The following is a 24,354-nucleotide window of genomic DNA, read 5'->3' as shown; positions in this document are numbered from 1 at the left end:
TGTGCTGGCCGACGGTGAAGTCGGCCTCGTGGTGGCGCCTGACGATCATCAGAGCGCGTGCAGTCTCCCCAGTGTCCGCACGCGTTTCCGGTGGGCGATCAACGTCATTGCCAATGCATCAGAACGCCAGCCAGATCGATAATGCGTGAAGGGCAAGACCGATCAGTCCGCCCACCAACGTTCCATTGAACCGAATGTATTGCAGATCGCGTCCGACACCCAATTCCAATTGTTCGACGAGGTGACGTTCGTCCCAACTTTTCATCGTCGACGCGATATGGTCGGTCACCGACGCGCGCAACCGCGTGGTCAGTTTGTCGGCAGCCTGCAGCATGTGCTGGTTGAGCGCTTCACGCAGCGAGGGGTCCTGCGACAAGGCTTGGCCGAGCGATTGCATGGAGCGCTCCATGTGCGCAGCCATTGACGATTCCTCTCGTGCCAGGTCGTTGCGCAGTGCATCGCGAATCTCGCCCCACAGACCTTGCACGTAGTCCTGCAAGGCTGGATGTTCGATCGCCCGTTGCTTGAGTTCCTCCACGCGCTCGGCCATTGCCGGCTCGTCGCGCAGGCGCGCGATGTAGCGTTGCAGCCACGCTTCATAGTCGAGCCTGATTGGATGCTCGGGCGTCTTGAGGATGTCCTGCAACTCCTCGATCGCCGCACGGGCCATGCGGTCGGCCAGGCTGTCGCCGATCTCTTCGATCGGTTTGACCCAGTTCACCGTGCCGACCAGCTTGGGCCACTCGCGCCGCGCGTAACGCACGATCAACGCCGAGGCGCGCGTCTTGACCTGTTCCTGATCCAGCCATTCGCCCAGGCGCAGCAGCACCTCGTCCAGCAATTTCTGATGCCGGCCATCGGTGGTGAGCAGCGCCATGACATCGCCGACGGTGGCGGCGGCATTCCACTTGCGCAGACGGTCGACCACAAAGCGCTGGATCGCGCGGCGCACCGCAGCCTCGTCCAGCAGCTCCAGCGCCTGCAGCATCCAGCTGCGCGCCATCTGCGCGAGCATGCGCGCCTGTGCGGGTTTGGCCAGCCATTCGCCGAGGCGGCTGGCCGGGTCGAACACGCGCAGTTTTTCCATCAGCGCATCCGGGGCGAGGAACTGGTCGCGCACGAACACCGCCAGGCCATCGGCCAGACGGTCCTTGCCGCGCGGCAGGATGGCGGTATGTGGAATCGGCAGGCCCATCGGGCGGCGGAACAAGGCCACCACTGCGAACCAGTCGGCCAGTGCGCCGACCGTGGCCGCTTCGCAGAAGGCCGAGACCCAGGCCCAGACGCCTTGTTCGCCCATCAGGTGGCTGACGACGAAGCCGGCGAACATGGCCAGCAGCAGGGCCACCGCCAACAGCTTCATGCGCTGCAGCTGGGCACGACGGGGATCGACGGGGCGGGGAGTGCTAACGCTTGGTTCCATCTGCGCAGTGTACCCAGTCGCCGGAGCAGGGCATGTCCACGGCGGAACGTGGTCGGTTCGATAGGCGCGCGCTTGCGCGCGATGGCGGTACCGGGACAGCCGCGTCGCGCCCGGGTGCGCTCCTACGGTGGTTGAAGCGTCTGGCAGGCGACCGGGCGCACACTCAGCCGCGCAGGCGCTCCAGCTGCGATTGCAGCGCGGCTACCTTGGCCTGCAATGCGGTGTTTTCGTTTTCCAGTTCGGTGACGCGGCGTTGCAGGGCTTTCACATCGCGGCGTTCGGCTTCGCCGCTTTCAGCCTCGTCGGGCCTGGGTTTGCGCTTGGCGTCGCGTACGCGCTTGGCAGCCTGTTTGAGCTCGGCCTTGCCAGCCTGCGCGGCGGCGCGTTGCTCGTCCTCGGACAAGGTGGCCACGGCAGCGGCAGCGCTGATCGAAATCTCGCCGGCCTTGACCGCCTGCACCACTTCCGGGGCGGCCTGCTTGTGGATGCGCTCGATCATCACCACCTGGTTGTTGCTCAGACGGGCCTCGCGTGCCAGTTCGGCGCGGCTGACCGGGGTGGAGCTCTCTTCCCACGGCGGGCTGTCGCTGTCGGCGGCGGCCTGTACGGGGCCGTGCTCGATGCCGGCGGCGGGCTGGTCATCGCCGGCAACCGCCGGCGCCTCCGCAGCAGCATCGGCGTCGCGCTGGCTGCGCTGGCGCGCGGCCAGGATCTCGCGCTTGCGCAGCGCCAGCACGCCACGCTGGAAGTCCGACACGCTGCGCCGGCCCAGGTGCTGCTCGATCATCCACAGGTGCACGTCCTGCATCGACTGGAAGCGCGGGTTCTGCACGGTCTGGAACGGCAGATCGTGCTTCTGGCAGATGCCGTAGCGGTTGTGGCCATCCACCAGCACATCGCCCCACAGCACCAGCGCATCGCGGCAGCCCTCGGCCAGCAGGCTGCGTTCCAGTGCCTCGTGCTCGTCGGGCGTCAGCGGGTCGATGTAGGCCTTGAGTTCTTCTTTGACAACGATGTTCATACGGCAACTGCGGGGAAGTGCGGGGGCCGGCATTGTAGTGAGCCTGCTGCGGCTTTGCGCGCTTGACCGCGCTGCGCGCGGGCGTTACACGCGGGCGCCTGTGCCCTCGTCGTCATGGCGGACGCTGGGGAGCGTCCGACCGTACGTTCACCGCGCGTCGGCCGTCACCCCGGCTAAGCGCGACGGCGAGCACGATTTCCGGAGCTGCACGCGCCGATCCGCATGGACTAGTCAATTAGTCGCAGCGTCGGCCGCTAAGCTGTGGGAACGCCTTGCGGCGCGGGCCATGAGGGGGTTTTGACTGGCTGCGGGGCGCGTAGAAGCATTGCAAAGCTTCAACGATCGCCGATGATGCGCCCGACGCGTGCCAGTTGGGCCTGGTAGTCGCCGCTGCCCTTATCGCAACACGTCCATCGATCGCAGCCATCAATCGTATTCGGGGCCACTGACACCGCCTGCGCGCAGTCGTCTTGGCAGGCGCTCCGGACACCCTTCATCGTACTTTTTAGGGGAACGGGAATGACACGAGGGTCCACCGTGGCGAGCGCCAACGGCGCAGACGCCGGCCTGCTGTCCAAGGAGCGCATCGTCGCGCGTCCGGGATTCAATCGTTGGTTGGTACCGCCGGCCGCATTGGCGATCCACCTGTGTATCGGCATGGCCTATGGCTTCAGCGTGTTCTGGTTGCCGCTGTCCAAGGCGCTGGGCATCACCGAAGCGATCGCGTGCCCGGCCGACATGGGCCTGTTCGCACGGATGGTCGCCACCACCTGCGACTGGAAGATCAGCGAGTTGCAGTGGATGTACACGCTGTTCTTCGTGTTGCTTGGCTGCTCGGCGGCGATTTGGGGCGGCTGGCTGGAACGTGCCGGCCCGCGCAAGGCCGGTGTGGTCTCGGCGCTGTGCTGGTGCGGCGGGCTGGTGATTTCGGCCGCAGGCATCCATTTCCACCAGATCTGGATGCTGTGGCTGGGCTCGGGCGTGATCGGCGGTATCGGTCTGGGCCTGGGCTATATCTCGCCGGTGTCGACCTTGATCAAATGGTTCCCGGACCGTCGCGGCATGGCGACCGGCATGGCGATCATGGGCTTCGGTGGCGGTGCGATGATCGGCAGCCCGCTTGCCGATGCGCTGATGCGTCACTTCGCCACGCCGACCTCGGTGGGCGTGATGGAAACCTTCCTGGTGATGGCGGCGCTGTACGTCGTCTTCATGATGGCCGGCGCGTTCGGTTACCGCGTGCCGCCGAGCGGCTGGACCCCGGCCGGCTGGACCGCGCCGGTGGCCAGCAACAACGCCATGATCACCGCCAACCACGTGCACGTGAGCAAGGTCTGGGGCATTCCGCAGTTCTGGCTGCTGTGGGGCGTGCTGTGCCTGAACGTGTCGGCCGGTATCGGCGTGATCGGCATGTCCTCGCCGATGCTGCAGGAAGTGTTCGGCGGCCGGTTGATCGGAGTGGATGTCGGCTTCGGCAGCCTGGATACGGCGCAGCTGGCCAGCATCGCGGCCATCGCGGCAGGCTTCACCGGCCTGCTCAGCCTGTTCAACATCGGCGGCCGCTTCTTCTGGGCCAGCATGTCCGACAAGCTCGGCCGCAAGAATACCTACACGTTGTTCTTCGTGCTGGGTATCTGCCTGTATGCGGCGGCGCCGTCGGCCGGCGGCGTGGGCGGCATCGCGCTGTTCGCGGGCATCTTCTGCATCATCCTGTCGATGTACGGCGGCGGGTTCGCCACCATCCCGGCATATCTGGCCGACCTGTTCGGCACCCAGATGGTCGGCGCCATCCACGGCCGTCTGCTGACCGCCTGGGCTACCGCCGGCATTCTCGGACCGGTGGTGGTCGGCTACATGCGCGAGTACCAGCTGGCCCACGGCAGCCCGCCGTCACAGGTCTACAACACCACCATGTACATCCTCGCCGGCATGTTGGTGCTCGGTCTGATCTGCAACCTGTTGGTGCGTCCGGTGGACGCGCGTCATTTCATGACGCCCGACGAACTGGCGCGCGAAAAGCAGCTGGCGCACGAGAAGGTGGACCGCAGCGGCAAGGCGGTGCTGCCGCCGGAGCAGATGGCGCGCATCGGACACGGCGGTAATCCCGCCCTGGTCGCGCTGGCCTGGCTGGCGGTCGGCGTGCCGATGTCCTGGGGCATCTGGGTCACGCTGCAGAAAGCCTTCGTGCTGTTTCATTGAGGTGAGATGACCACTTCGTCTTCCCGTTCCGTGCGCGCCGGCAGTGTGGTGCGCACGGTCGTCCGCCACCGCGGCGGCCGCAAGGCCACGGTGCAGGACATGGTGGCGGCCGAAATGCCGGTCGCCTTCCACTACAACGGCGTACCGTTCGCGGTGATGATGGCCACGCCGGAAGATCTGGAGGATTTCGCACTCGGGTTCTCGCTGAGCGAGGGCATCGTCGAGCAGCCGCAAGATTTGCGCGTGGTGGCGGTGGAGACCTTTCTGGAAGGCGCCTCGCTGCAGATCGAGATCCCGCCCGAGCATGCCGCCGCGTTGGACCGGCGGCGGCGCAATCTGGATGGACGCAGCGGGTGCGGGGTATGCGGCAACGAATCGATCGAAGCGGTGCTGCGTGTGCCGCCGGTGCTGCAGTCGTCGCTGCAGATCGATGCGGAAGCCTTGGCGCGTGCGCTGGATGCGCTGCATGCACGGCAGCCGATCGCCGCGCAGACCGGTGCGGTGCATGCCGCCGGCTGGGCCGATGCGCAAGGTGTGGTGCACTGCGTGCGCGAAGACGTCGGCCGGCATAACGCGCTCGACAAGTTGATCGGTGCCTTGGCGCGCGCGCGCGTGGATGCATCGCAAGGGTTTGCGGTGGTGACCAGCCGCGCCAGTTACGAAATGGCCATGAAAGCCGCGCAGGCCCGGATCCCGCTGCTCGCAGCGATTTCGGCACCGACCGCGCTGGCGATCAGCCTGGCCGACAGTGCGGGACTGACCCTGATCGGGTTTGCCCGCGATCACGATTGTGTCGTTTACAGCCATCCGCAGCGCCTGGATCTGGGCGTCGCCGTGGGAGAGCCCGCATGAGCAAGAAGACCATCCAGCAATACGACAATCCCGCCGGCGGCTGGGGCGCATTGCGCTCGGTCGCCAAGCACCTGATGGAGCAGGACATCGCGGTGCAGGGCGCCAAGACGCTGCTGCATGCCAATCAGCCGGACGGTTTCGACTGCCCCGGTTGCGCCTGGCCGGACCGCGATCACACCTCCACCTTCGAGTTCTGCGAGAACGGCGCCAAGGCCGTTGCGGCCGAGTCCACTGCGCGCCGCGCCGGGCCGGAGCTGTTCGCCTCGCACAGCGTCAGCCTGTTGTCGCAGTACAGCGACTACTGGCTGGAAGGGCAGGGCCGGCTGACCCAGCCGATGCGTTACGACGCGGCCACCGATCATTACGTGCCGGTGAGCTGGGACGCGGCGTTTGCGCAGATCGCAGGGCATCTCAACGGGCTGGCATCGCCGGACGAGGCGATCTTCTATACCTCCGGGCGAACCAGTAACGAAGCGGCATTCCTGTATCAGTTGTTCGTGCGCGAGTTCGGCACCAACAACTTCCCCGACTGCTCCAACATGTGCCACGAGCCGTCCGGCACCGCGCTGCGTTCGCAGATCGGCGTGGGCAAGGGCACGGTGTCGCTGCACGACTTCGAACTGGCCGATGCGATCTTCATCTTCGGCCAGAACCCCGGCACCAATCACCCGCGCATGCTCGGCGAGTTGCGTCAGGCCTCCAAGCGCGGCGCGGCGATTGCGGCATTCAATCCGCTACGCGAGCGCGGCCTGGAGAAGTTCGCCGACCCGCAGGACAAGCTGGAGATGCTGCACAACGGCTCCACGCGCATCGCCTCGGATTATTTCCAGCTCAAGATCGGCGGCGATCTGGCCGCCGTCAAGGGCATCATCAAGCATGTGCTCGAGCGCGACGCGCAGACCCAGCGCGATGGCACGCCGCGGCTGCTGGATCTGGAATTCATCCATGCCCACACCGCCAACTTCGACGCCTTCGCTGCCGAGGTGCATGGCGAATCCTGGGACACCATCGTCGAAGAGTCCGGACTGGACGAAGCGGCGTTGCGCAAGGCCGGCGAACTCTATCTCAACGCCGAGCGCGTGATCGCCTGCTGGGGCATGGGCATCACCCAGCACAAGCATTCGGTGGCCACCATCCACATGATCACCAACCTGCTGTTGCTGCGCGGCCATCTGGGCCGGCCGGGCGCGGGCGTGTGCCCGGTGCGCGGGCATAGCAACGTGCAGGGCGACCGCACGATGATGATCTACGAAAAGCCGCCGGCCGCGTTTCTCGATAAGTTGCAGACGGTGTTCGGTTTTGCGCCGCCGCGCGAAGACGGTTTCGACACCGTCGGTGCGATCGAGGCGATGCTGGACGGGCGCGGCAAGGTGTTCTTCGCGATGGGCGGCAATTTTGCCGCCGCCACGCCGGATACCGATGCCACGCATCGCGCGCTGCGCAATTGCGAACTCACCGTGCATGTCACCACCAAGCTCAATCGCAGCCATCTGGTGCATGGCCGCGATGCGCTGATCCTGCCGTGCCTGGGCCGTACCGAAATCGACATCCAGGACGCCGGCTCGCAAGGCGTGACGGTGGAAGACTCGATGAGCATGGTGCACCTGTCGGCCGGCATCAATCCGCCGGCCTCGCCGGACCTGCTGTCCGAGCCGGCGATCGTGGCACGCCTGGCCGAGGCGACGCTGGGGGCGCGCAGTGCGATCCGCTGGCGTTGGCTGGTGGGCGACTACGACCGCATTCGCGACCTGATTGCCCAGGTGTTCCCCGATTTTGCCGACTTCAATCAGCGCGTACGTGTGCCGGGCGGCTTCCGCCTGTCCAATACCGCGCGCGATCGCCAGTGGGTGACACCCGAAAAGCGCGCGGTGTTCAAGCCGCACGCGGTACCGACCGACAACCCGATCCATCGCGCACGTCGCAGCCACAGCGGGCAGATGGTGTTCACGCTGGCCACCACGCGCTCGCACGATCAGTACAACACCACCATTTACGGCTTGGACGATCGCTACCGCGGCGTGTTCGGCGAGCGCCGCGTGCTCTTCATCAACGGCGCCGACATTGCGGCATTGAACATGAAGGCCGGCGACTGGGTGGACCTGGAAAGCCTGTGCGAGGACGGCGTGCACCGCGAGGCGCGCCGCTTCCTGCTGGTGGACTACAACATTCCGCGCGGCTGTCTGGCGGCGTACTACCCGGAAACCAATGCGCTGGTGCCGCTGTCGAGCTTCGCCGACGAAGCGCGCACGCCGACCTCCAAGTCGATTCCGGTGATCGTGCTGCCGCATCGCGCCGAAACCGCCGATGCCGCGTCACGCGATATCGGGGCCGTGCTTGTCCGCTGATCCGCAACTCACCGCGCAGCTGCTCACCGCGCTGGCCGACACGCCCGATGGCGTGTCGCTGGCACGGCTATGCAAGCAACTGGGCGTGCGGATGAGCGTGCTGCTGCGCACGCTGGCCTGGCTGGGCAGTGCCAACCTGCATGGTCAGCCCGGCCCGGGCTGGATCCGTGTGGAAGAGCGCGGTGAGCGGCAATTTGCCGTGCTGACGCCCACCGGTCACGCTGCCTGGCTACGCCAAGAGCCAGGCACTCGATCGCCTTGTCAGCCGTGATGCCGATGGCCCGCCGAGCGCTTTTTGCGTGTCATGCGCGGGTTTGCGGTGCCTATGCAATCAGGCGATTGTCGTCGTCCGCTACTTCATATCATTCCAGCGCGATGCCACAGCAGGCTGTTCGGCTAGAGCGATCAACCTGAGCATGCTACCCCATATGGAAGTCCTTCGCTGAATTCAATGCAGATGTTACCGTTCGCAGGTGCATATTTAAAAGTGTGGCCTTTTCCGTTTACTGTGATCAGCATTTCGATGCGGGCGTTGTCATTTCCGTAGTTGTAGGTCCAGTAAATATTCTGTTTCCCGTCACGCCCCTTGTCCCATGTATAGATTAAGCGGCCATCTGCCGTTTTCAGTTCTGCATGGGCATGATATCCCTGCCCGGGATTAGTGCCGATTGAGATGTAATGCTGGGCAGCCTGTGCTTGCGCACTGATGGCAGCGAGTAGAGCAAGGCCGCAGGCAGCTAGTGTTTTATTTGTATATTTATATTTCATTTTAACCTCTGGGCGTGGTCTGGTTCTGGATCTGGCATGCGAAATTCCCACATCGACACAGCTTGAAGCGAATATTCTCTGCGTCTTTGATCCTATGTCGTCCATCTAGTCCGCTGACCTTGTGAGGCCGAAGTGCTGTCCACTTTTCGGATGCGTCTCCGCAAAGATGTCTTTCGAGTGTGCGTTGCGTCCTCTTTCATCTTTGCGTACATAGCGCTATCGCGCCTTCGCAAAAACCTGTGCCGGATTTGCGACAATCCATCACCTTGTTTTTCTGGATGGTGACAACAGATGACTGCAGCTGCGCCGCTTGCCACGCCCGTCAATTCGCCTGCGCGCGTGTTGTTCGCCAGTCTGATCGGCACCACCATCGAGTTTTTCGATTTCTATATCTACGCCACCGCCGCGGTACTGGTGTTTCCCACCCTGTTCTTTCCGGCGGGCGATGGCAGTGCGGCGATGCTGCAGTCGCTGGCGACGTTTGCGGTGGCCTTTGTCGCGCGGCCGGTGGGCTCGGCGGTGTTCGGCCACTTCGGCGACCGGATCGGGCGCAAGGCCACCTTGGTGGCGGCGCTGCTGACGATGGGCTTGTCCACCGTGGCGATCGGCTTGCTGCCCAGCTACGCCCAGATCGGCGTGTTCGCACCAGCACTGCTGGCGTTGTGTCGCTTCGGCCAGGGCCTGGGTCTGGGGGGCGAGTGGGGCGGAGCCGTGCTGCTTGCCACCGAAAATGCACCGCCCGGCAAGCGCGTGTGGTACGGCATGTTTCCGCAGTTGGGTGCGCCGCTGGGCTTTCTGCTGTCCACCGGCACCTTTCTCGGCATGGGCGCGGTGCTCGACGATGCGCAGTTCATGCAATGGGGCTGGCGGGTGCCGTTTCTGGCCAGCGCGTTGCTGGTGCTGACCGGTCTGTGGGTGCGCCTGAGCATCACCGAGACGCCGGATTTCCAGAAGACCCTGGACCACAAGACGCGCGTACGCCTGCCCTTGGGCACGGTGATCTCGCAGCACTGGCCGGCGCTGGTCATCGGCACGCTGGGCGCATTCGCCACTTTCGTGCTGTTCTATCTGATGACAGTGTTCGCGCTGGGCTACGGTACCAAGACCCTGGGCTACGACAAGGAGCAATTCCTGTTGTTGCAGATGGCCGGTATCGTGTTTTTCGCGATCGGCATTCCGCTCTCGGCCAGGTTCGGCGACCGGCATGGTGCGCCGCTGGCGATGATGCTGGCCAGTGTTGCGATCATCGCGTTCGGGTTGGCGTTCGCGCCGCTGTTCCAGGCCAATCACCCGCTGCAGGTACTGGCATTTCTGGGGCTTGGGTTCTTCTTCATGGGCCTGACCTACGGCCCCTGCGGCACGTTGCTGGCCGAGCTGTATCCCACCGAGGTGCGCTACACCGGGGCCTCGCTGTCGTTCAACCTGGCCAGCATCCTGGGGGCAGCGCCGGCGCCGTACGTGGCCACGCAACTGGCCGCACGCTATGGCGTGCAGGCGGTCGGGCAGTATCTGGGCGGCGCTGCGGTGTTGAGCCTGTTGGCGTTGATGGCCGCACGTTCGATGCGGCGTCGTTCGGCATCGGCGATTTCAACCTAGTCAGCGCAGCGCGCGCATCCGCGCGCTACCGCGGAGCCGACGCGGCTCAGCTGGCCAGACGCACCTGATTGCGACCGCCGGCCTTGGCCAGGTACAGATACTTGTCCGCTTCGCCCAACAGATGGTGCAGCGACTGGCCGTCTTCGGTGGCGATGCACACGCCGATGCTCACCGTCATGCTGAGGGTTTCGTCGCCGATCCGCACGCGCAGCGCGCTGATGCGTTCGCGCAGCGTTTCGAAGTAACTGGTGGCGTTGGCGGCATCCAGCCCCGGCACCAGCAGGCAGAATTCTTCGCCGCCGAAACGCGCCACCAGATCCTGCGGCCGCGCATGACTGGAGACCGATGCGGCCACGGCCCGCAGCGCCTGGTCGCCGGCCTCGTGGCCCCAGGTGTCGTTGATGTGCTTGAAGTGGTCGATGTCCAGCATCGCCGCGGTCACCGTCTGGTCCTGCGACAACAGGGTGGGGATCACGCGCTGGCTTTGTTCCAGGAAATAGCGCCGGTTGGGCATGCCGGTGAGGAAGTCGCGGGTGGCCAGGTCCTGCAGCGTGCCGATCAATTCCAGCTGGTCCACATTCTGCGACACGCGGCAGAAGAATTCTTCGCGCGAAAACGGCTTGCGCAGGAAATCGTTGGCACCGTTCTTCAGGAAGCGCGGGACCAGCGATGAGTCGCCGTTGCCGGAAATGCCGATCACCGCGACCTTGTCGCGCGAACGGATCGCACGCAGCCGGCGGGTGAATTCCACACCTTCCATGCCGGGCATTTCCTGGTCGACGATGGTCAGGCGGATGCCGGGATCGCGCTCGATCGCCTGCAGGCCAGCGGCGCCGTCGGCCGCCAGCACCACGCGGTAGCCGTACATCGACAGCAACGCGGCCGTATAGGTCCGTGCGGACAGGGAATCGTCCACCACCAGCGCCGCGATGCGGCGATTGCGCTCCAGGCGCTGGACCAGCCACGCCAGATACTCGATGCTGCCGGGCGCGTTCTTGAGCACGTAATCGATGATCTGCTGCTGCAGCACGCGCTGGCGCAGATCCTCGTCGTAGACGCCGCTGACCACCACGGTGGGCAGTTTGCGCGAGAGGAAAAATTCCACGACCTTGTCGCGGTCGCCGTCCACAAGCACCAGGCCGGTCAGAACCAGAAACCAACCGTCTTCTTCGTCCAGCACACGGGCGGCTTCTGCCAGGGTCGACACGACCGTGACCGGCAGCTCCACGCGTTGCTCGATGGCTTCGCGCAGCATGCTGGTGAATGTGCGCGAGTTCTCCACCAGCAACACGCGTTGCGGCAGGACTGCGCTTTCACTATTGCGATGTAGCGTACCTGGGGACATCGGCTGGCCGTGCGGATCGAACCGTCATAACGCTAACGGCCCTGCTCGCCAAAACTTGAGCGCCGCGTCTCGAAGTGCCCAAGACGGCACACGACTCACCACAACGCATCGCGCAGCCGGTACCAACTCATCGCAGCCACCAGCAGCGGGGTACGCAGCAGCCGCCCACCGGGGAAAGGCCGGTGCGGGATGCGCGCGAACACATCCAGCCGCCGGCTCTGGCCGGCGATGGCTTCGGCGATGATCTGGCCGGCCAGTCCGGTGGCGGCGACGCCATGCCCGGAGAATCCCTGGGCGAAATACACGTTGGACGCCAGCCGTCCCCAGTGCGGGGCGCGATTGCGCGAGATGTCCACATAGCCGCCCCACAGCGTTTCCAGCGGTACGTCGTGCAGTTGCGGGAACACCGTGTGCATGCGCCGGGTCATCAACCGATCCAGGCCGGGCGGCGGGCGCGATGAGTAGCTGGCGCGTCCGCCGAACAGCAGCCGGTGGTCGGCGCTGAGCCGGTAATAATCCAGTGCCCAGTTGGTGTCGGCGACCGCCATGCCGTTGGCGATCAGGGCGCGCGCGCGGGTCGCGCCCAGCGGCGGCGTTGCGCCGACATAGGTGCCGACCGGCATGATGTGGCGTTCCAGCGATGTAGAAATGCCCCGCAGCAGGGCGTTTCCGGCGATCACGCCGAAGTTGGCGCTGACGCTGCCCTGCTCGGTATGCATCGTCACGCGCTCGCCGTGTTGCAGCCGGAAGACGGGCGAGGCCTCGTGAATGCGCACGCCGGCCGCCAGCGCTGCGCGCGCCAGGCCCAGCGCATAGGCCAGCGGATGCAGATGGCCACTGGCCGGGTCGAACATCGCGCCCAGGTAGAGCGGGCTGTCCAGCACCTGCCGCGTCCGCGCGCGGTCCCACCATTCCAGTGGGTAGTCGTAGCGCTCGGCCATGCGCACGATGCCGTGCTGCAAGGCCTGCGCCTGGCGCGATTTCAGCGGCACGTGGGCGTGACCGTCGCGCCAGTCGCAGGCGATGGCATGACGCTCGATGCGCGCGCGCAGCAGGCGCATGCCGTCGCGCGAGAAGTCGAACAGCAGCCGCGCGTCGGCCTCGCCGACCAGCGCTTCCAGCGTTTCCTGCTCGCAGCCGTAGCCGACGATGGCCTGGCCGCCGTTGCGCCCGGAGGCGCCCCATCCGATGCGCCTGGCTTCCAGCACGATGACGGAGTAGCCGGCCTCGGCCAGGGCGAGGGCGGCGGTGAGGCCGGTGTAGCCGGCGCCGAGGATGCAGACATCGGCACGTGCGACGCCCTGCAGGCGCGGTTGCTCCGGCAAGGCCGGCGTGCTGTGGGCGTACCAGCTGTCGGGATAGCCGTTGCCCGGCAAATCGGTAGGCGGCAGCGATGGGGCCGGGCCGTCCATCACACGGTCCGCAGGTACCGGGCGTAGTCCAGATCCGGCACCAGCGCCTGGTAGTCGAGCAGTTCGCGTTGCTTCTGCTGGCCGAACACGTGCTGGAACTGGCTGCCGAGCTGCGCGCCGACGAAGTCGCTGGCGCCGAATGCATCCACTGCGCCTTGCCAGGTGCGCGGCCGGAACACCGATTGCGCGTAGGCATTGCCGGTGACCGGCGCGGTGGGCTCGCCGGGATGTTGCAGGCCGTCCAGCATGGCGGCGAGCACGGCGGCGGCGGCCAGGTATGGGTTGGCGTCGGCGCCGGCGATGCGGTGTTCGATGCGGGTGTTGCGTGCATCGCTGTGCGGGATGCGCAGCGCCACGGTGCGGTTGTTGAAGCCCCAGCTCGCATCCAGTGGCACGAAAGCGTTGCTGACGAACCTGCGGTAACTGTTGGCATGCGGTGCGAACATCAGCAACGCGGCGTCCGCGTGCCGTTGCAGGCCGGCGATGGCATGGCGCAGGCGGTCGGCAGGTGCAGCGGCGCTGCCGGCGAACACGTTGTGCCCGTCGGCATCGAGCAGGCTCACATGCAGGTGCAGGCCGCTGCCGGCCTGGCCGGGAAATGGCTTGGCCATGAAGCTTGCGAGCTTGCCCTGCTGCTGCGCAATCGCCTTGATGGTGCGCTTGAGCAGGATCGCCTCGTCGCAGGCGGCCACCGCATCGGCGCGATGCTGCAGGTTGATTTCGAACTGGCCGGGTGCGTATTCGGCCACGGCGGTGTCGGCCGGGATGCCTTGTTGCCGGCAGGCGGCAGTCACCGCATCGGTGAACGTGCGCTGGTCGTCCAGATCCTGCAGCGAATACACCTGGGTGCTGTCGCTGCGCGCACCGGTCTGCGGGTCGCGCGGCGTCTGCGGACGCCCCTGCGCATCGGGCACCGCGTCGAACAGGTAGAACTCCAGTTCCACCGCAGTGACCGGGGTCAGGCCGAGCGCGGCAAAGCGGTTCAGCACGCGCTGCAGGACCGCGCGCGGTGCGACCTCGAACACGCTGCCGTCAGGCTGATGCATCGCCAGCAGCAGCTGCGCCATCGGCTTCGGTGCCCACGGCACCGGACGCAGCGAGCCTGCAATGGGCCGGCAGATGCGATCGGCATCGCCGATGGCATAGCCCAGCCCGGTTTCCTCGACGGTATTGCCGGTGATGTCGGTGGCGATCAGCGACATCGGCAGGCACACCCCGTCGCGATAGATCTTGCCCAGGACCTCGGCTGTCACACGTTTGCCACGCAGCAGGCCATTGGTGTCGGGCAACAGCAGGTCGACCGCTTCGCAGCCATCGATCCGCGCCAGCGTGGCGGCATCGGTGGCGGGCAAGCACGCGACGGAGTTCTCGGAAACCATGGGCACCACCTGCAAGGTCGCCGCTCAGACTAGCAAAGCGCACGTGATCTTTCGCAGCCGTGCGCTTTTGCACCCTGGCAATGCAGGTGGCCGCACGGTAAGTTCGCAGGCATCCACGACGCACCCCATCAACCCGTGGCGAACACACGCTGACGCGTCGTCGCAGTCGGACGGATGCAGGCGACGCGCAAGACGCCAGCTGCGCTCCACCCGTGTCCTGCATAGTGCCGGCGCCTGCCTGATCGCGAGCGCACGCGTGATGCCAGCCGCGTTCAACCGGGAGATCCGCATGACTGTCTTTCCACTGGTCGGGTTGCCGACCGATCGCATCCAGCAAGGCCCGCATCCGTTTCTGGCCACCGGCGAGAAATACATCCGCGCGGTGGTGGACGCGGCCGGGGCGATGCCGGTGCTGTTGCCGAGCCTGCAGCCCACGCTGGATGCCGGCGCGTGGCTGGATCGCCTGGATGGCCTGTTGCTGACCGGTGCGGTGAGCAATGTGGAGCCGCATCACTACAGCGACGAGCCGAGTTGGGAGGGCAATCCGCACGATCCGGCGCGCGATGCCACCAGCCTCGGACTGATCCCGCAGGCGCTTGCGCGCGGCCTGCCGGTGCTGGCTATCTGCCGCGGGTTGCAGGAGGTCAACGTGGCGCTGGGCGGGCGCCTGCATCAACGCGTGCATGACGTGCCCGGTCTGGCCGATCACCGCGAGGACCGTGTCATGCCGCTGGACACGCAGTACGGCCCGGCGCATCCGGTGCAGCTGCATGCCGGCGGCCTGCTGGCCGGCATGAGCGACAGCGCGCAGGTCATGGTGAACTCGCTGCACGGGCAGGGCATTGCGCGCCTGGCCGACGGCCTGCTAATCGAGGCGACCGCGCCGGATGGCCTGATCGAAGCGTTTCGCGGCCCCGGGCCGGGCTTTCTGCTCGCAGTGCAGTGGCATCCGGAGTGGCGTGTCACACAGCATCCGTTCTACCGTGCCATCTTTCAGGCCTTCGGCGAGGCCTGTCGCCAATACGCCGCCCGACGCGGTCAGTGAGGTTGCATGTCCATCCGCACACGTTCGCGCACATCCACGCCCAAGCAGCCCGAGAGCGCACTGCGTCGCTGGCTCAAGGACCGCCACATCACCGAGGTCGAATGCCTGGTGCCGGATATCACCGGCAACGCGCGCGGCAAGATCATTCCGGCGGACAAGTTTTCGCACGACTACGGCACCCGCCTGCCGGAAGGCATCTTCGCCACCACCGTCACCGGCGATTTCCCGGACGATTATTACGAGCTGACCTCGCCATCGGATTCGGACATGCATCTGCGCCCGGATGCGTCCACCGTGCGCATGGTGCCGTGGGCGGCCGATCCCACCGCGCAGGTCATCCACGATTGCTATACCAAGGACGGCCAACCGCATGAGCTTGCCCCGCGCAATGTGCTGCGGCGGGTGCTGGATGCCTATGCCGAAGCCAAGCTGCAACCGGTGGTGGCGCCGGAGCTGGAATTCTTCCTGGTGCAGAAGAACACCGACCCGGATTTTCCGTTGTTGCCGCCGGCCGGGCGCTCGGGTCGGCCGGAGACGGCGCGGCAGTCGTATTCGATCGATGCGGTCAACGAGTTCGACCCGATCCTGGACCTGATGTACGACTACTGCGATGCGATGGAACTGGACGTGGATACGCTGATCCACGAATCCGGCGCCGCGCAGCTGGAGGTCAACTTCACCCACGCCGATGCGCTCTCGCGCGCCGATCAGGTGTTCCTGTTCAAGCGCACCATGCGCGAGGCCGCGTTGCGGCATGGCGTGTATGCGACGTTTCTGGCCAAACCGATGGAGACCGAGCCGGGCAGTGCGATGCATATCCATCAGAGCCTGCTGCATGCAGGCACCGGCAAGAACGTGTTCAGCGGCAAACGCGAGGGCGGCTTCAGCGACACCTTCGCGCAGTATCTCGGTGGCCTGCAGAAATACATTCCGATGGCGATGGGACTGCTGGCGCCCAACGTCAATTCCTACCGGCGGCTGATGTTCGGCGAAGTGTCGCCGAGCAATGTGCTGTGGGGCTTCGACAATCGCACCTGCGGGCTGCGCGTGCCGATCGATGTGCCGCAGAACATGCGGGTGGAAAGCCGCTTTGCCGGCTCCGACGCCAATCCGTATCTGGCGATGGCAGCGACCCTGGCCTGCGGGTTGCTCGGCATCCGCGAGCAGCTCGAGCCGACCGCGCCGATCAGCAGCAACGGCAAACAGCAGGGCTACGATCTGCCGCGCTCGCTGGGCGAGGCGCTCGACGGGCTGGAGCGCTGCGAGGCCTTGCAGGACATGCTGGGGCGGCGCTTCGTGCGCGCCTATATCTCGGTGAAACGGAAGGAATACGAGACGTTCTTCCGGGTGATCAGTTCGTGGGAGCGGGAGTTCCTGTTGTTGAATGTGTAAGGCGTGTGCGCTCGGTGCAGCGTGCCGCGCCGTTCCCTTCTCCCCTCGGGAGAAGGTGCCCGAAGGGCGGATGAGGGTAGGTCGTCTGGCGATGGTCTAGACCCACGTGCATTGCTGGCGTCCGATGCGTTTTGCGCCAGCTGCTTTTCGTAACGCCACTGCATTCGCGCCACTGGCGTGAGCCACCTTCCGGAGCAAGCCGTGCACCCCACCGCGTTGAAAACCCTGCAGCAGCTCGATGCCGCCCATCACCTGCATCCGTTCAACGACAACGCGGCATTGGCCGAAAAGGGTACGCGCATCCTGACCCGCGGCGAGGGCGTGTATGTCTGGGACGCACAGGGCAACAAGTTGCTGGATGCGTTCGGCGGCTTGTGGTGCGTGAATGTCGGCTACGGGCGCACCGAGCTGGCACAGGCGGCGGCGCGCCAGATGGAACAGCTGGCCTACTACAACAGCTTCTTTCAGTGCACCACCGAACCCACCATCCATCTCGCCGCCAAGCTGGCGGAGCTGACGCCGGGCGATCTGAATCATGCATTCTTCGCCAACTCCGGGTCGGAAGCCAACGACACCATCCTGCGGCTGGTGCGGCATTTCTGGGCGGTGCAGGGGCAGCCGCAGAAACGCATCTTCATCGGCCGTCACGACGGTTACCACGGCACCACCATGGCCGGTGCAAGCCTGGGTGGCATGCGCGGGATGCACAAGCAGGGGGGCTTGCCGATTCCGGATATTCACCACATCGCACCGCCGTATCACTTCGGCGATGGCGGCGAGATGGATCCCGAGGCCTACGGGCTGCTGGCGGCCCGTCGCCTGGAAGACAGGATTCTGCAGCTTGGGCCGGAGCACGTGGCGGCGTTTATCGGTGAACCGATCATGGGCGCGATCGGGGTGTACATCCCACCGCGCAGTTACTGGCCGGAAATCGAACGCATCTGCCGGCGCTACGACGTGCTGCTGGTGGCCGACGAGGTGATCTGCGGCTTCGGGCGGACCGGTGCCTGGTTCGGTGCGGAGTATTTCGGCTTCCAGCCCGACGTGATGACGCTGGCCAAGGGCATCACCTCCGGCTATATCCCGCTGGCCGCGGCAATGTTCAACGATCGCGTCGCCGGAGTGCTCAAGGCGCAGGGCGGGGAGTTGGCGCATGGCGGCACCTATGCGGGGCATCCGGTCTGCGCGGCCGTGGCGCTGGAGAACCTGCGCCTGCTGCAGGACGAGGGCATCGCGGAGCGCGCGCGCACCCACATTGCGCCGTATCTGGCGCAGCGCTGGGCCGAGCTGGGCGAACACCGGCTGGTCGGCGAGGCGCGTATCGTCGGGCTGATCGGGGCACTGGAATTGGTACCGGACAAACGCCAGCGCGGCGTCTATTTTCCCGAACGCGGTCGGGTTGGTGCCCTGTGCCGCGATTTCGCGCTGCGGCGCGGGCTGATCCTGCGTGCCACTTACGATGCAATGCTGCTGTCGCCGCCGTTGATCATCACCCGCGAACAGGTCGATGAGCTGTTCGACAAGGCCTGGGCGGCGCTGGACGATACCGCGCAGGCGCTGGGCGTCGGCGCAATGTAAGTCCCATGCGCCTCTCGCTTTTGCCGGTTGCGCACACCTGCCAAGTGCGGCGGGCATACGCGATTCCGGCACCGGCGGCGCCCGCCTGCCGGGTGCGTGCGGTTGGGTTCCGCCACGCCACGCTGTGCAAACAGAACCACCATGGGTAGGCTGCACCTTCGACCGGCCGCACACCGCCCGCCCTGATCGCTGCTCTGGAGACCCGCATGACGCTGCGACTGCTCGCCCTGACGCTGTCCACCACCTTGCTGGCCGCCTGCGGTGGCAGCAATGCACCCGGCGGTGCCGAGGCGCAGGCCAAGGTGCTCAACGTCTACAACTATTCGGACTACATCGCCGAAGACACCATTCCCGCGTTCGAGAAAAGCACCGGCATCAAGGTCACCTACGACGTGTTCGACAGCGACGAGATGGTGGAAACCAAGCTGCTCGCCGGTGGCAGCGATTACGACGTGGTGGTGCCCACGCTCAACTTCTTCGGCCGGCAAATCCAGGCTGGCGTGTTCCTGTCGCTGGACAAGAGCAAGATCCCCAATCTGGCCAATCTGGACCCGGACATCATGCGGCGCATTGCCGCGCAGGATCCGGGCAATGCCTATGGCGTGCCGTACATGATCGGCACCACCGGCATCGGCTACAACGTGGACAAGCTCAAGGCGATCTTCGGCAGCACCGAGGTCGCCAACAGCTGGGATCTGGTGTTCAAGCCGGAAAACCTGTCCAGATTGAAGGACTGCGGCGTGACCCTGCTGGACACGCCCTCGGACCTGATTCCGATCGCGCTCAACTACCTGGGCCTGGATCCGCACAGCAGCGCACCGGCCGACATCGAAAAGGCCGCCGCGCTGATCAAGACGATCCGCCCGTATGTGCAGAACTTTCATTCCAGCCAGTACGTGACCTCGCTGGCCAACGGCAACACCTGCCTGGCGGTGGGTTGGTCGGGCGACATCATCCAGGCGCGCGACCGCGCGGTGGAAGCCGGTAACGGCATCAAGGTGGCCTACGCGATCCCCAAGGAAGGCGCGCCGCAGTGGTTCGACATGCTGGCCCTTCCCAAGGACGCCAAGCACCCCGACAACGCCTATGCCTTCATCAATTATCTGTTGAAGCCGGACGTGGCCGCGGCCAACAGCAACTTCATCCACTATGCCAACCCGGTGCGCACCGCCACGCCGCTGGTGGACGCGGCGATCCGCAACGACCCCACCATCTACCCGCCGCCGGAGGTGACCGCCAAGATGTTCACCTATGCGATCAATCCGCCCGAGGTGGACCGGCTGTATACGCGGCTGTGGACCGAGATCAAGACCGGTCGCTGACGGCTGCAGTCGCTTCTCGATTCCTGTACGAGCGCTTGCCGGGCGCTCGCTCATAAGTCCGAGCGCGCGCTGACTACGGTCATCACGCAATCTGTACCGGGCGGTTCAAATAATTGTATGGTTGCGCCGCCTTCGCCGAACCGCTGATGCGGCCCCGTCGTCGCGCGCGCCTCGCCCACGACACAGGACACCCCACCTTGAGCAACCACGACCAGCAGTCCAACGACGGCCAGCCTTCGGGCACGGATGCGCAAGGCACCGGCGCGCACAACGAGCAGGAGCCGCCCAAGCCCTCGCCGTTGAAGAATCCCAAGGTCAAATGGACGCTGATCGTGGTCGGCGTGCTGGTGGTGGTGCTGCTGGTGATCTGGTTGGCCTATTACCTGATCAAGGGCCGCTACATGCAGGACACCAACAATGCCTACCTGCAGGCGGACTCGGTGGCCGTGGCGCCGCGGGTCAGCGGCTACGTGACCAAGGTGATGGTGGGCGACAACCAGATCGTGGAAGCCGGCCAGCCGCTGCTGCAGATCGACGACCGCACCTATCAGGCGACCCTGCAGCAGGCCGAAGCCGCGATCGCCGCGCGCCAGGCCGATATCGCCGCGGCCACCGCCAATGTGTCCGGGCAGGAGTCGGCGCTGGTGCAGGCGCGTAGCCAGGTGATCGCTGCAGCGGCAAGCCTGACCTTCGCCCAGGCCGAAGTGAAGCGCTTCGCCCCGTTGGCCGCCTCCGGCGCCGACACCCACGAACACCAGGAAAGCCTGCAGCACGAACTGCAACGCGCACGTGCCCAGTACGAGGCCGCGCAGGCACAGGCCAAGGGCGCGCAGAGCCAGATCCTGGCCAGCAACGCGCAGCTGGAGCAGGCCCAGGCCGGCCTCAAGCAGGCCAGCGCCGATGCCGACCAGGCCCGCGTGGCGGTGGAAGACACCTTGCTGACCAGCCGCATCCACGGCCGCGTCGGCGACAAGACCGTGCAGGTCGGCCAGTTCCTCGGGGCCGGCACCCGCACCATGACCATCGTGCCGCAGGAATCGCTGTACCTGATCGCCAATTTCAAGGAAACCCAGGTCGGCCTGATGCGTCCCGGCCAGCCGGCCGAGATCGAGGTCGATGCCTTGTCTGGCGTCAAGCTGCACGGCAAGGTCGAGAGCCTGTCGCCGGGGACCGGCTCGCAGTTCGCACTGTTGCCGCCGGAAAATGCCACCGGCAACTTCACCAAGGTGGTGCAGCGCGTGCCGGTGCGCATCCGCGTGCTGGCCGGCGACGAGGCGCGCAAGGTGCTGGTGCCGGGCATGTCGGTCGAGGTCACCGTGGACACGCGCTCGGCCAAGGACGCCAAGCAACGGGCCGAGGAGGAATCCGATCGCGTGCAGGCGCAGGAGCGCACGCGATGAATGCAACGGCAGCCACCGGCCAGCGTGCCGGCGGCAGCGCGCAACGCGAGAAGGCCGAGCCGGGCGCCTGGCTGGCGGTGCTGGCCGGCACCATTGGCTCGTTCATGGCGACGCTGGACATCTCCATCGTCAACGCGGCGCTGCCCACCATCCAGGGCGAGGTCGGCGCCAGCGGTACCGAAGGCACCTGGATCTCCACCGCGTATCTGGTCGCCGAGATCATCATGATCCCGCTGACCGGCTGGTTCGTGCGCACGCTGGGCCTGCGCAACTTCCTGCTGATCTGCGCGGTGATGTTCACCGCGTTTTCGGTGGTGTGCGGGCTGTCCACCTCGTTGACGATGATGATCATCGGCCGCGTGGGGCAGGGTCTGGCCGGTGGTGCGCTGATTCCCACCGCGCTGACCATCGTCGCCACGCGCCTGCCGCCGAGCCAGCAGACCATGGGCACCGCCCTGTTCGGCATGACCGTGATCATGGGCCCGGTGATCGGCCCGCTGCTCGGCGGCTGGCTGACCGAGAACGTCAGCTGGCACTACGCGTTCTTCATCAACGTGCCGATCTGCGTCGGCCTGGTGGCCTTGTTGCTGCTCGGCCTCAAGCATGAAAAAGGCGACTGGGCCGGCTTGCTCAATGCCGACTGGCTGGGCATCTACGGCCTGACCGCCGGCCTGGGCGGGCTCACCGTGGTGCTGGAAGAAGGCCAGCGCGAGCGCTGGTTCGAATCCAGCGAGATCAACACCTTGAGCGTGATCGCCCTGAGCGGATTCATCGCATTGGTGATTTCGCAATTTCGCCGGCGCGCGCCGGTGATCCGGCTGTCGCTGCTGCTGCATCGCAGTTTCGGCGCGGTGTTCGTCATGATCATGGCGGTGGGCATGATCCTGTTCGGCGTCATGTACATGATCCCGCAGTTCCTGGCGGTGATTTCCGGCTACAACACCGAGCAGGCTGGCTACGTGCTGTTGCTGTCCGGGCTGCCGACCGTACTGCTGATGCCGATGATGCCCAAGCTGCTGGAGGTGGTGGACGTGCGCATCCTGGTGATCGCCGGGCTGATCTGTTTTGCCGCGGCCTGCTTCGTCAACCTGGCGCTGACCGCCGACACCGTCGGCATGCATTTTGTCGCCGGCCAGTTGTTGCAGGGCTGCGGCCTGGCGCTGGCGATGATGTCGCTGAACCAGGCGGCCATCTCCTCGGTGCCGCCGGAGCTGGCTGGCGATGCCTCCGGGTTGTTTAACGCCGGCCGTAACCTGGGCGGCTCGGTGGGGCTTGCGCTGATCTCCACCTTTCAGGAGCGCCGCATGACCTTCCATACCGAAACCATCGGTAGCGCGATCACCGCCAATTCCTCGCGCGCGCAGGACTTTCTTTCCGGCCTGACCGCGCAAATGCAGGGCAGCGCCGGCGGCGAGGCGGCCATTCGCTCGGTCGCGCAACTGGCGCGCCTGGTGCAGCAGCAGGCCCTGGTGATGACCTATAGCGATCTGTTCTGGATCTTCGGCGTGATCGTGGTCTGCACGATTCCGCTGGCCTTTTTGCTCAAGCCGTTACCCAAGGGGGCGCACCTTGCAATGCACTGATTCCATGCGCCTGATCCGCATGCCCCTGGCTGCGGCGTTGAGCGTGGTCCTGCTCGGCGGCTGCATGCTCGGCCCCAACTACACCAGGCCCCCGGCAGTGGCCGACGCGGCGGTGCAGGCGCCGGCATTGCATCGCGCCGCCGGCGCCGACGTGGTCGCTGCCGCGCCACTGAATCACTGGTGGGAGGAACTGCAGGACCCGACCCTCACCCAGTTGGTCACCCAGGCCCTGGCCGACAGTCCCAACCTGCGTGCGGCGCAGGCGCGGCTGCGCGCCAACCGCGCACTGGCCAGCCAGCGCCGTGCCGAGCGCCTGCCCAAGCTCAACGCCAGCGCGGTGTATGCGTATGCCGAGCCGCCGCAGACCATCGTCGATACGCTGGGCGGCTTGCAGAACGGTCAGAACGGCCAGTCATCGGCACAGGGAAGCGAGGCGCTGGATCTGGAAAAGACCCAGATCTACAGCGCCGGTTTCGATGCCAGCTGGGAGCTTGATTTCTTCGGCCGCCGCCGTCGCGCCGCCGAAGGGGCGCTGGCACAGGCGCAGGCCTCGGAAGCCGAGCTGGCCGATGCGCAGGTGCAGCTGGCAGCCGAGGTGGGGCAGGTGTACCTCAACTACCGCGGCTTGCAGGCGCGGCTGGCGATCGCCGATGCAAACCTGGACAAGATCGGGCAGACCCTGCGCCTGACCCAGCAGCGCCGCGAGCGTGGCGCTGCCTCGGACCTGCAGGTCGAGCAGATCGCCACGCAAGTGCAGCAGCAACAGGCGCAGCGCCTGCCGCTGGAAATGCAATCGCAGGAAGCGCTGGACCAACTGGCGCTGATGGTGGGGCGCGCGCCCGGCGCGCTGGATGCGCAGTTGAGCGCGCCGCAGCCGTTGCCGATGCTGCCCACGCGGGTGCGCGTGGACGATGCCGGCGCCCTGATCCGCCGCCGCCCCGATGTGCGCAAGGCCGAGCGCGAACTGGCGGCCTCCAGCGCGCAGATCGGCGAGGCGTTGAACGGGTATTTTCCGCAGGTGAGCCTGCTGGGCGGCCTGAGCTGGGTGGCCGGCTCGCCGAGCGATTTCAATTCCGACGCGTTGACCACGCTGGCGGTGCCGATGCTGCGCTGGTCGATCTTCGATTTCGGCCGCACCAAGGCACAGGTGGAGCAGGCGCGTGCCGGCAACGCCGGCCGCGAGGCGGCGTACGAGGGCGCGGTGCTGGCTGCGTTGCAGGATGCCAATTCGGCATTGGCGCGCTTCGGCTCGGCGCGCAAGCAGCTGGTGGTGGCGCGGCAGGCCGAAGCCTCGGCCACGCGTTCGGCCGGGTTGATGCAGCAACGGCGCGATGCTGGTGCCACCTCGTCGATCGATCTGCTCGACGTGCAACGCCAGCAGCTGTCGGCGCAGGACGCCGCCGCACAGGCGCAGGTGCAGTTGCTGGTCAATTACGTCGCGCTGCAGAAGAGCCTGGGTCTGGGCTGGAGCGCGCCGGTGCAGGAGGCACGCTGATCGATAGCCGTCGCGGCGGGCGTTGCCGCTCTGGTCGCGGTAGGGTGTCGCCCTGTCGCAGACGCTGCGCTGCTGCGGAACCCGCGCGGGCAGGTGGCCGCCAGATGTGGCAGATCGTCGTCGGCTTGCTGCTGACGACGCTTGAACTGAAAGAGACGGGTGCTGACATTCTGACCGAGCACTGGCGGTACCAGCGCTT

The 24,354-nt window shown here is 66.0% G+C and carries 18 protein-coding genes; 12 read left to right on the top strand and 6 right to left on the bottom strand.

Going from position 1 to position 24,354, the window contains the following annotated elements:
- Positions 1-118 precede the first annotated feature (118 nt).
- Together XaplCFBP3123_RS08495 and XaplCFBP3123_RS08490 are read right to left on the bottom strand one after the other, a co-directional pair.
- Entirely contained in the window at positions 119-1,423 is a 1,305-nt protein-coding gene (locus XaplCFBP3123_RS08495) for a DUF445 domain-containing protein (RefSeq protein ID WP_104533637.1), read from the bottom strand.
- 163 nt (positions 1,424-1,586) lie between these two features.
- Positions 1,587-2,444 (bottom strand): plasmid replication/partition related protein, encoded by an 858-nt coding sequence (locus tag XaplCFBP3123_RS08490; protein WP_104533636.1) that lies wholly within the window; start codon positions 2,442-2,444, stop codon positions 1,587-1,589.
- Between the two features lie 519 nt (positions 2,445-2,963).
- Between XaplCFBP3123_RS08490 and XaplCFBP3123_RS08485 the strand changes: the two genes are divergently transcribed.
- The 4 genes from XaplCFBP3123_RS08485 to XaplCFBP3123_RS08470 are packed head-to-tail and all read left to right on the top strand — an operon-like array spanning position 2,964 to position 8,111.
- A complete protein-coding gene (locus XaplCFBP3123_RS08485; RefSeq protein WP_104533635.1) occupies positions 2,964-4,643 on the top strand; it encodes an OFA family MFS transporter in 1,680 nt (559 codons plus the stop codon).
- A gap of 6 nt (positions 4,644-4,649) precedes the next feature.
- On the top strand, positions 4,650-5,495 hold the full coding sequence (fdhD, locus tag XaplCFBP3123_RS08480; protein WP_104533634.1) for a formate dehydrogenase accessory sulfurtransferase FdhD: 846 nt from the start codon (positions 4,650-4,652) through the stop codon (positions 5,493-5,495).
- The gene (locus tag XaplCFBP3123_RS08475; protein ID WP_104533633.1) at positions 5,492-7,840 is read left to right on the top strand and encodes an FdhF/YdeP family oxidoreductase; all 2,349 of its coding nucleotides are present in this window, start codon (positions 5,492-5,494) and stop codon (positions 7,838-7,840) included. Before fdhD ends, XaplCFBP3123_RS08475 begins: the two co-directional genes overlap by 4 nt.
- Positions 7,830-8,111 (top strand): hypothetical protein, encoded by a 282-nt coding sequence (locus XaplCFBP3123_RS08470; RefSeq protein ID WP_172453161.1) that lies wholly within the window; start codon positions 7,830-7,832, stop codon positions 8,109-8,111. The genes XaplCFBP3123_RS08475 and XaplCFBP3123_RS08470 overlap by 11 nt, the downstream gene beginning before the upstream one ends.
- 134 nt (positions 8,112-8,245) lie before the next feature.
- Here the strand turns inward: XaplCFBP3123_RS08470 and XaplCFBP3123_RS21195 are convergent, their stop codons facing one another.
- Positions 8,246-8,608, bottom strand: coding sequence for a hypothetical protein (locus tag XaplCFBP3123_RS21195; protein WP_146091303.1), 363 nt, complete (start codon positions 8,606-8,608; stop codon positions 8,246-8,248).
- Between the two features lie 291 nt (positions 8,609-8,899).
- Here XaplCFBP3123_RS21195 and XaplCFBP3123_RS08465 point away from each other — a divergent pair, with 291 nt between their 5' ends.
- A complete protein-coding gene (locus XaplCFBP3123_RS08465; RefSeq protein ID WP_104533631.1) occupies positions 8,900-10,204 on the top strand; it encodes an MFS transporter in 1,305 nt (434 codons plus the stop codon).
- 46 nt (positions 10,205-10,250) lie between these two features.
- On the opposite strand, the gene XaplCFBP3123_RS08460 is transcribed toward XaplCFBP3123_RS08465, so the two are convergent.
- The 3 genes from XaplCFBP3123_RS08460 to XaplCFBP3123_RS08450 all read right to left on the bottom strand — a co-directional run bounded on the left by XaplCFBP3123_RS08460 (position 10,251) and on the right by XaplCFBP3123_RS08450 (position 14,340).
- Positions 10,251-11,549, bottom strand: coding sequence for a diguanylate cyclase (locus XaplCFBP3123_RS08460; protein WP_172453160.1), 1,299 nt, complete (start codon positions 11,547-11,549; stop codon positions 10,251-10,253).
- A gap of 95 nt (positions 11,550-11,644) precedes the next feature.
- On the bottom strand, positions 11,645-12,961 hold the full coding sequence (locus XaplCFBP3123_RS08455) for an NAD(P)/FAD-dependent oxidoreductase (protein WP_104533629.1): 1,317 nt from the start codon (positions 12,959-12,961) through the stop codon (positions 11,645-11,647).
- On the bottom strand, positions 12,961-14,340 hold the full coding sequence (locus XaplCFBP3123_RS08450) for a glutamine synthetase family protein (protein ID WP_104533818.1): 1,380 nt from the start codon (positions 14,338-14,340) through the stop codon (positions 12,961-12,963). Before XaplCFBP3123_RS08450 ends, XaplCFBP3123_RS08455 begins: the two co-directional genes overlap by 1 nt.
- A 289-nt stretch (positions 14,341-14,629) precedes the next feature.
- Here XaplCFBP3123_RS08450 and XaplCFBP3123_RS08445 point away from each other — a divergent pair, with 289 nt between their 5' ends.
- From XaplCFBP3123_RS08445 to XaplCFBP3123_RS08415, 7 genes are all read left to right on the top strand, one after another.
- Entirely contained in the window at positions 14,630-15,385 is a 756-nt protein-coding gene (locus XaplCFBP3123_RS08445; protein ID WP_104533817.1) for a gamma-glutamyl-gamma-aminobutyrate hydrolase family protein, read from the top strand.
- A 6-nt stretch (positions 15,386-15,391) separates the two neighbouring features.
- Entirely contained in the window at positions 15,392-16,777 is a 1,386-nt protein-coding gene (locus tag XaplCFBP3123_RS08440; RefSeq protein ID WP_104533628.1) for a glutamine synthetase family protein, read from the top strand.
- 201 nt (positions 16,778-16,978) lie between these two features.
- Positions 16,979-18,355: an aspartate aminotransferase family protein gene (locus tag XaplCFBP3123_RS08435; RefSeq protein WP_104533816.1), complete on the top strand. Its 1,377-nt coding sequence runs from the start codon at positions 16,979-16,981 to the stop codon at positions 18,353-18,355.
- Between the two features lie 206 nt (positions 18,356-18,561).
- Positions 18,562-19,677, top strand: coding sequence for a polyamine ABC transporter substrate-binding protein (locus XaplCFBP3123_RS08430; RefSeq protein ID WP_104533627.1), 1,116 nt, complete (start codon positions 18,562-18,564; stop codon positions 19,675-19,677).
- A gap of 197 nt (positions 19,678-19,874) precedes the next feature.
- Positions 19,875-21,077, top strand: coding sequence for an HlyD family secretion protein (locus XaplCFBP3123_RS08425; RefSeq protein WP_104533815.1), 1,203 nt, complete (start codon positions 19,875-19,877; stop codon positions 21,075-21,077).
- Positions 21,074-22,660: an MDR family MFS transporter gene (locus XaplCFBP3123_RS08420; RefSeq protein ID WP_104533626.1), complete on the top strand. Its 1,587-nt coding sequence runs from the start codon at positions 21,074-21,076 to the stop codon at positions 22,658-22,660. The genes XaplCFBP3123_RS08425 and XaplCFBP3123_RS08420 overlap by 4 nt, the downstream gene beginning before the upstream one ends.
- A 4-nt stretch (positions 22,661-22,664) precedes the next feature.
- Positions 22,665-24,155: an efflux transporter outer membrane subunit gene (locus tag XaplCFBP3123_RS08415; protein WP_172453159.1), complete on the top strand. Its 1,491-nt coding sequence runs from the start codon at positions 22,665-22,667 to the stop codon at positions 24,153-24,155.
- The last annotated feature ends 199 nt before the right edge of the window (positions 24,156-24,354 follow it).

Origin of the sequence: Xanthomonas arboricola pv. populi (assembly GCF_002939945.1) — a bacterium.
GTDB classification, from domain to species: Bacteria; Pseudomonadota; Gammaproteobacteria; order Xanthomonadales; family Xanthomonadaceae; genus Xanthomonas; species Xanthomonas arboricola_A.
The sequence above is the reverse complement of the archived record's forward strand: the minus strand, read 5'-3'. Positions and strand labels throughout refer to the sequence as shown.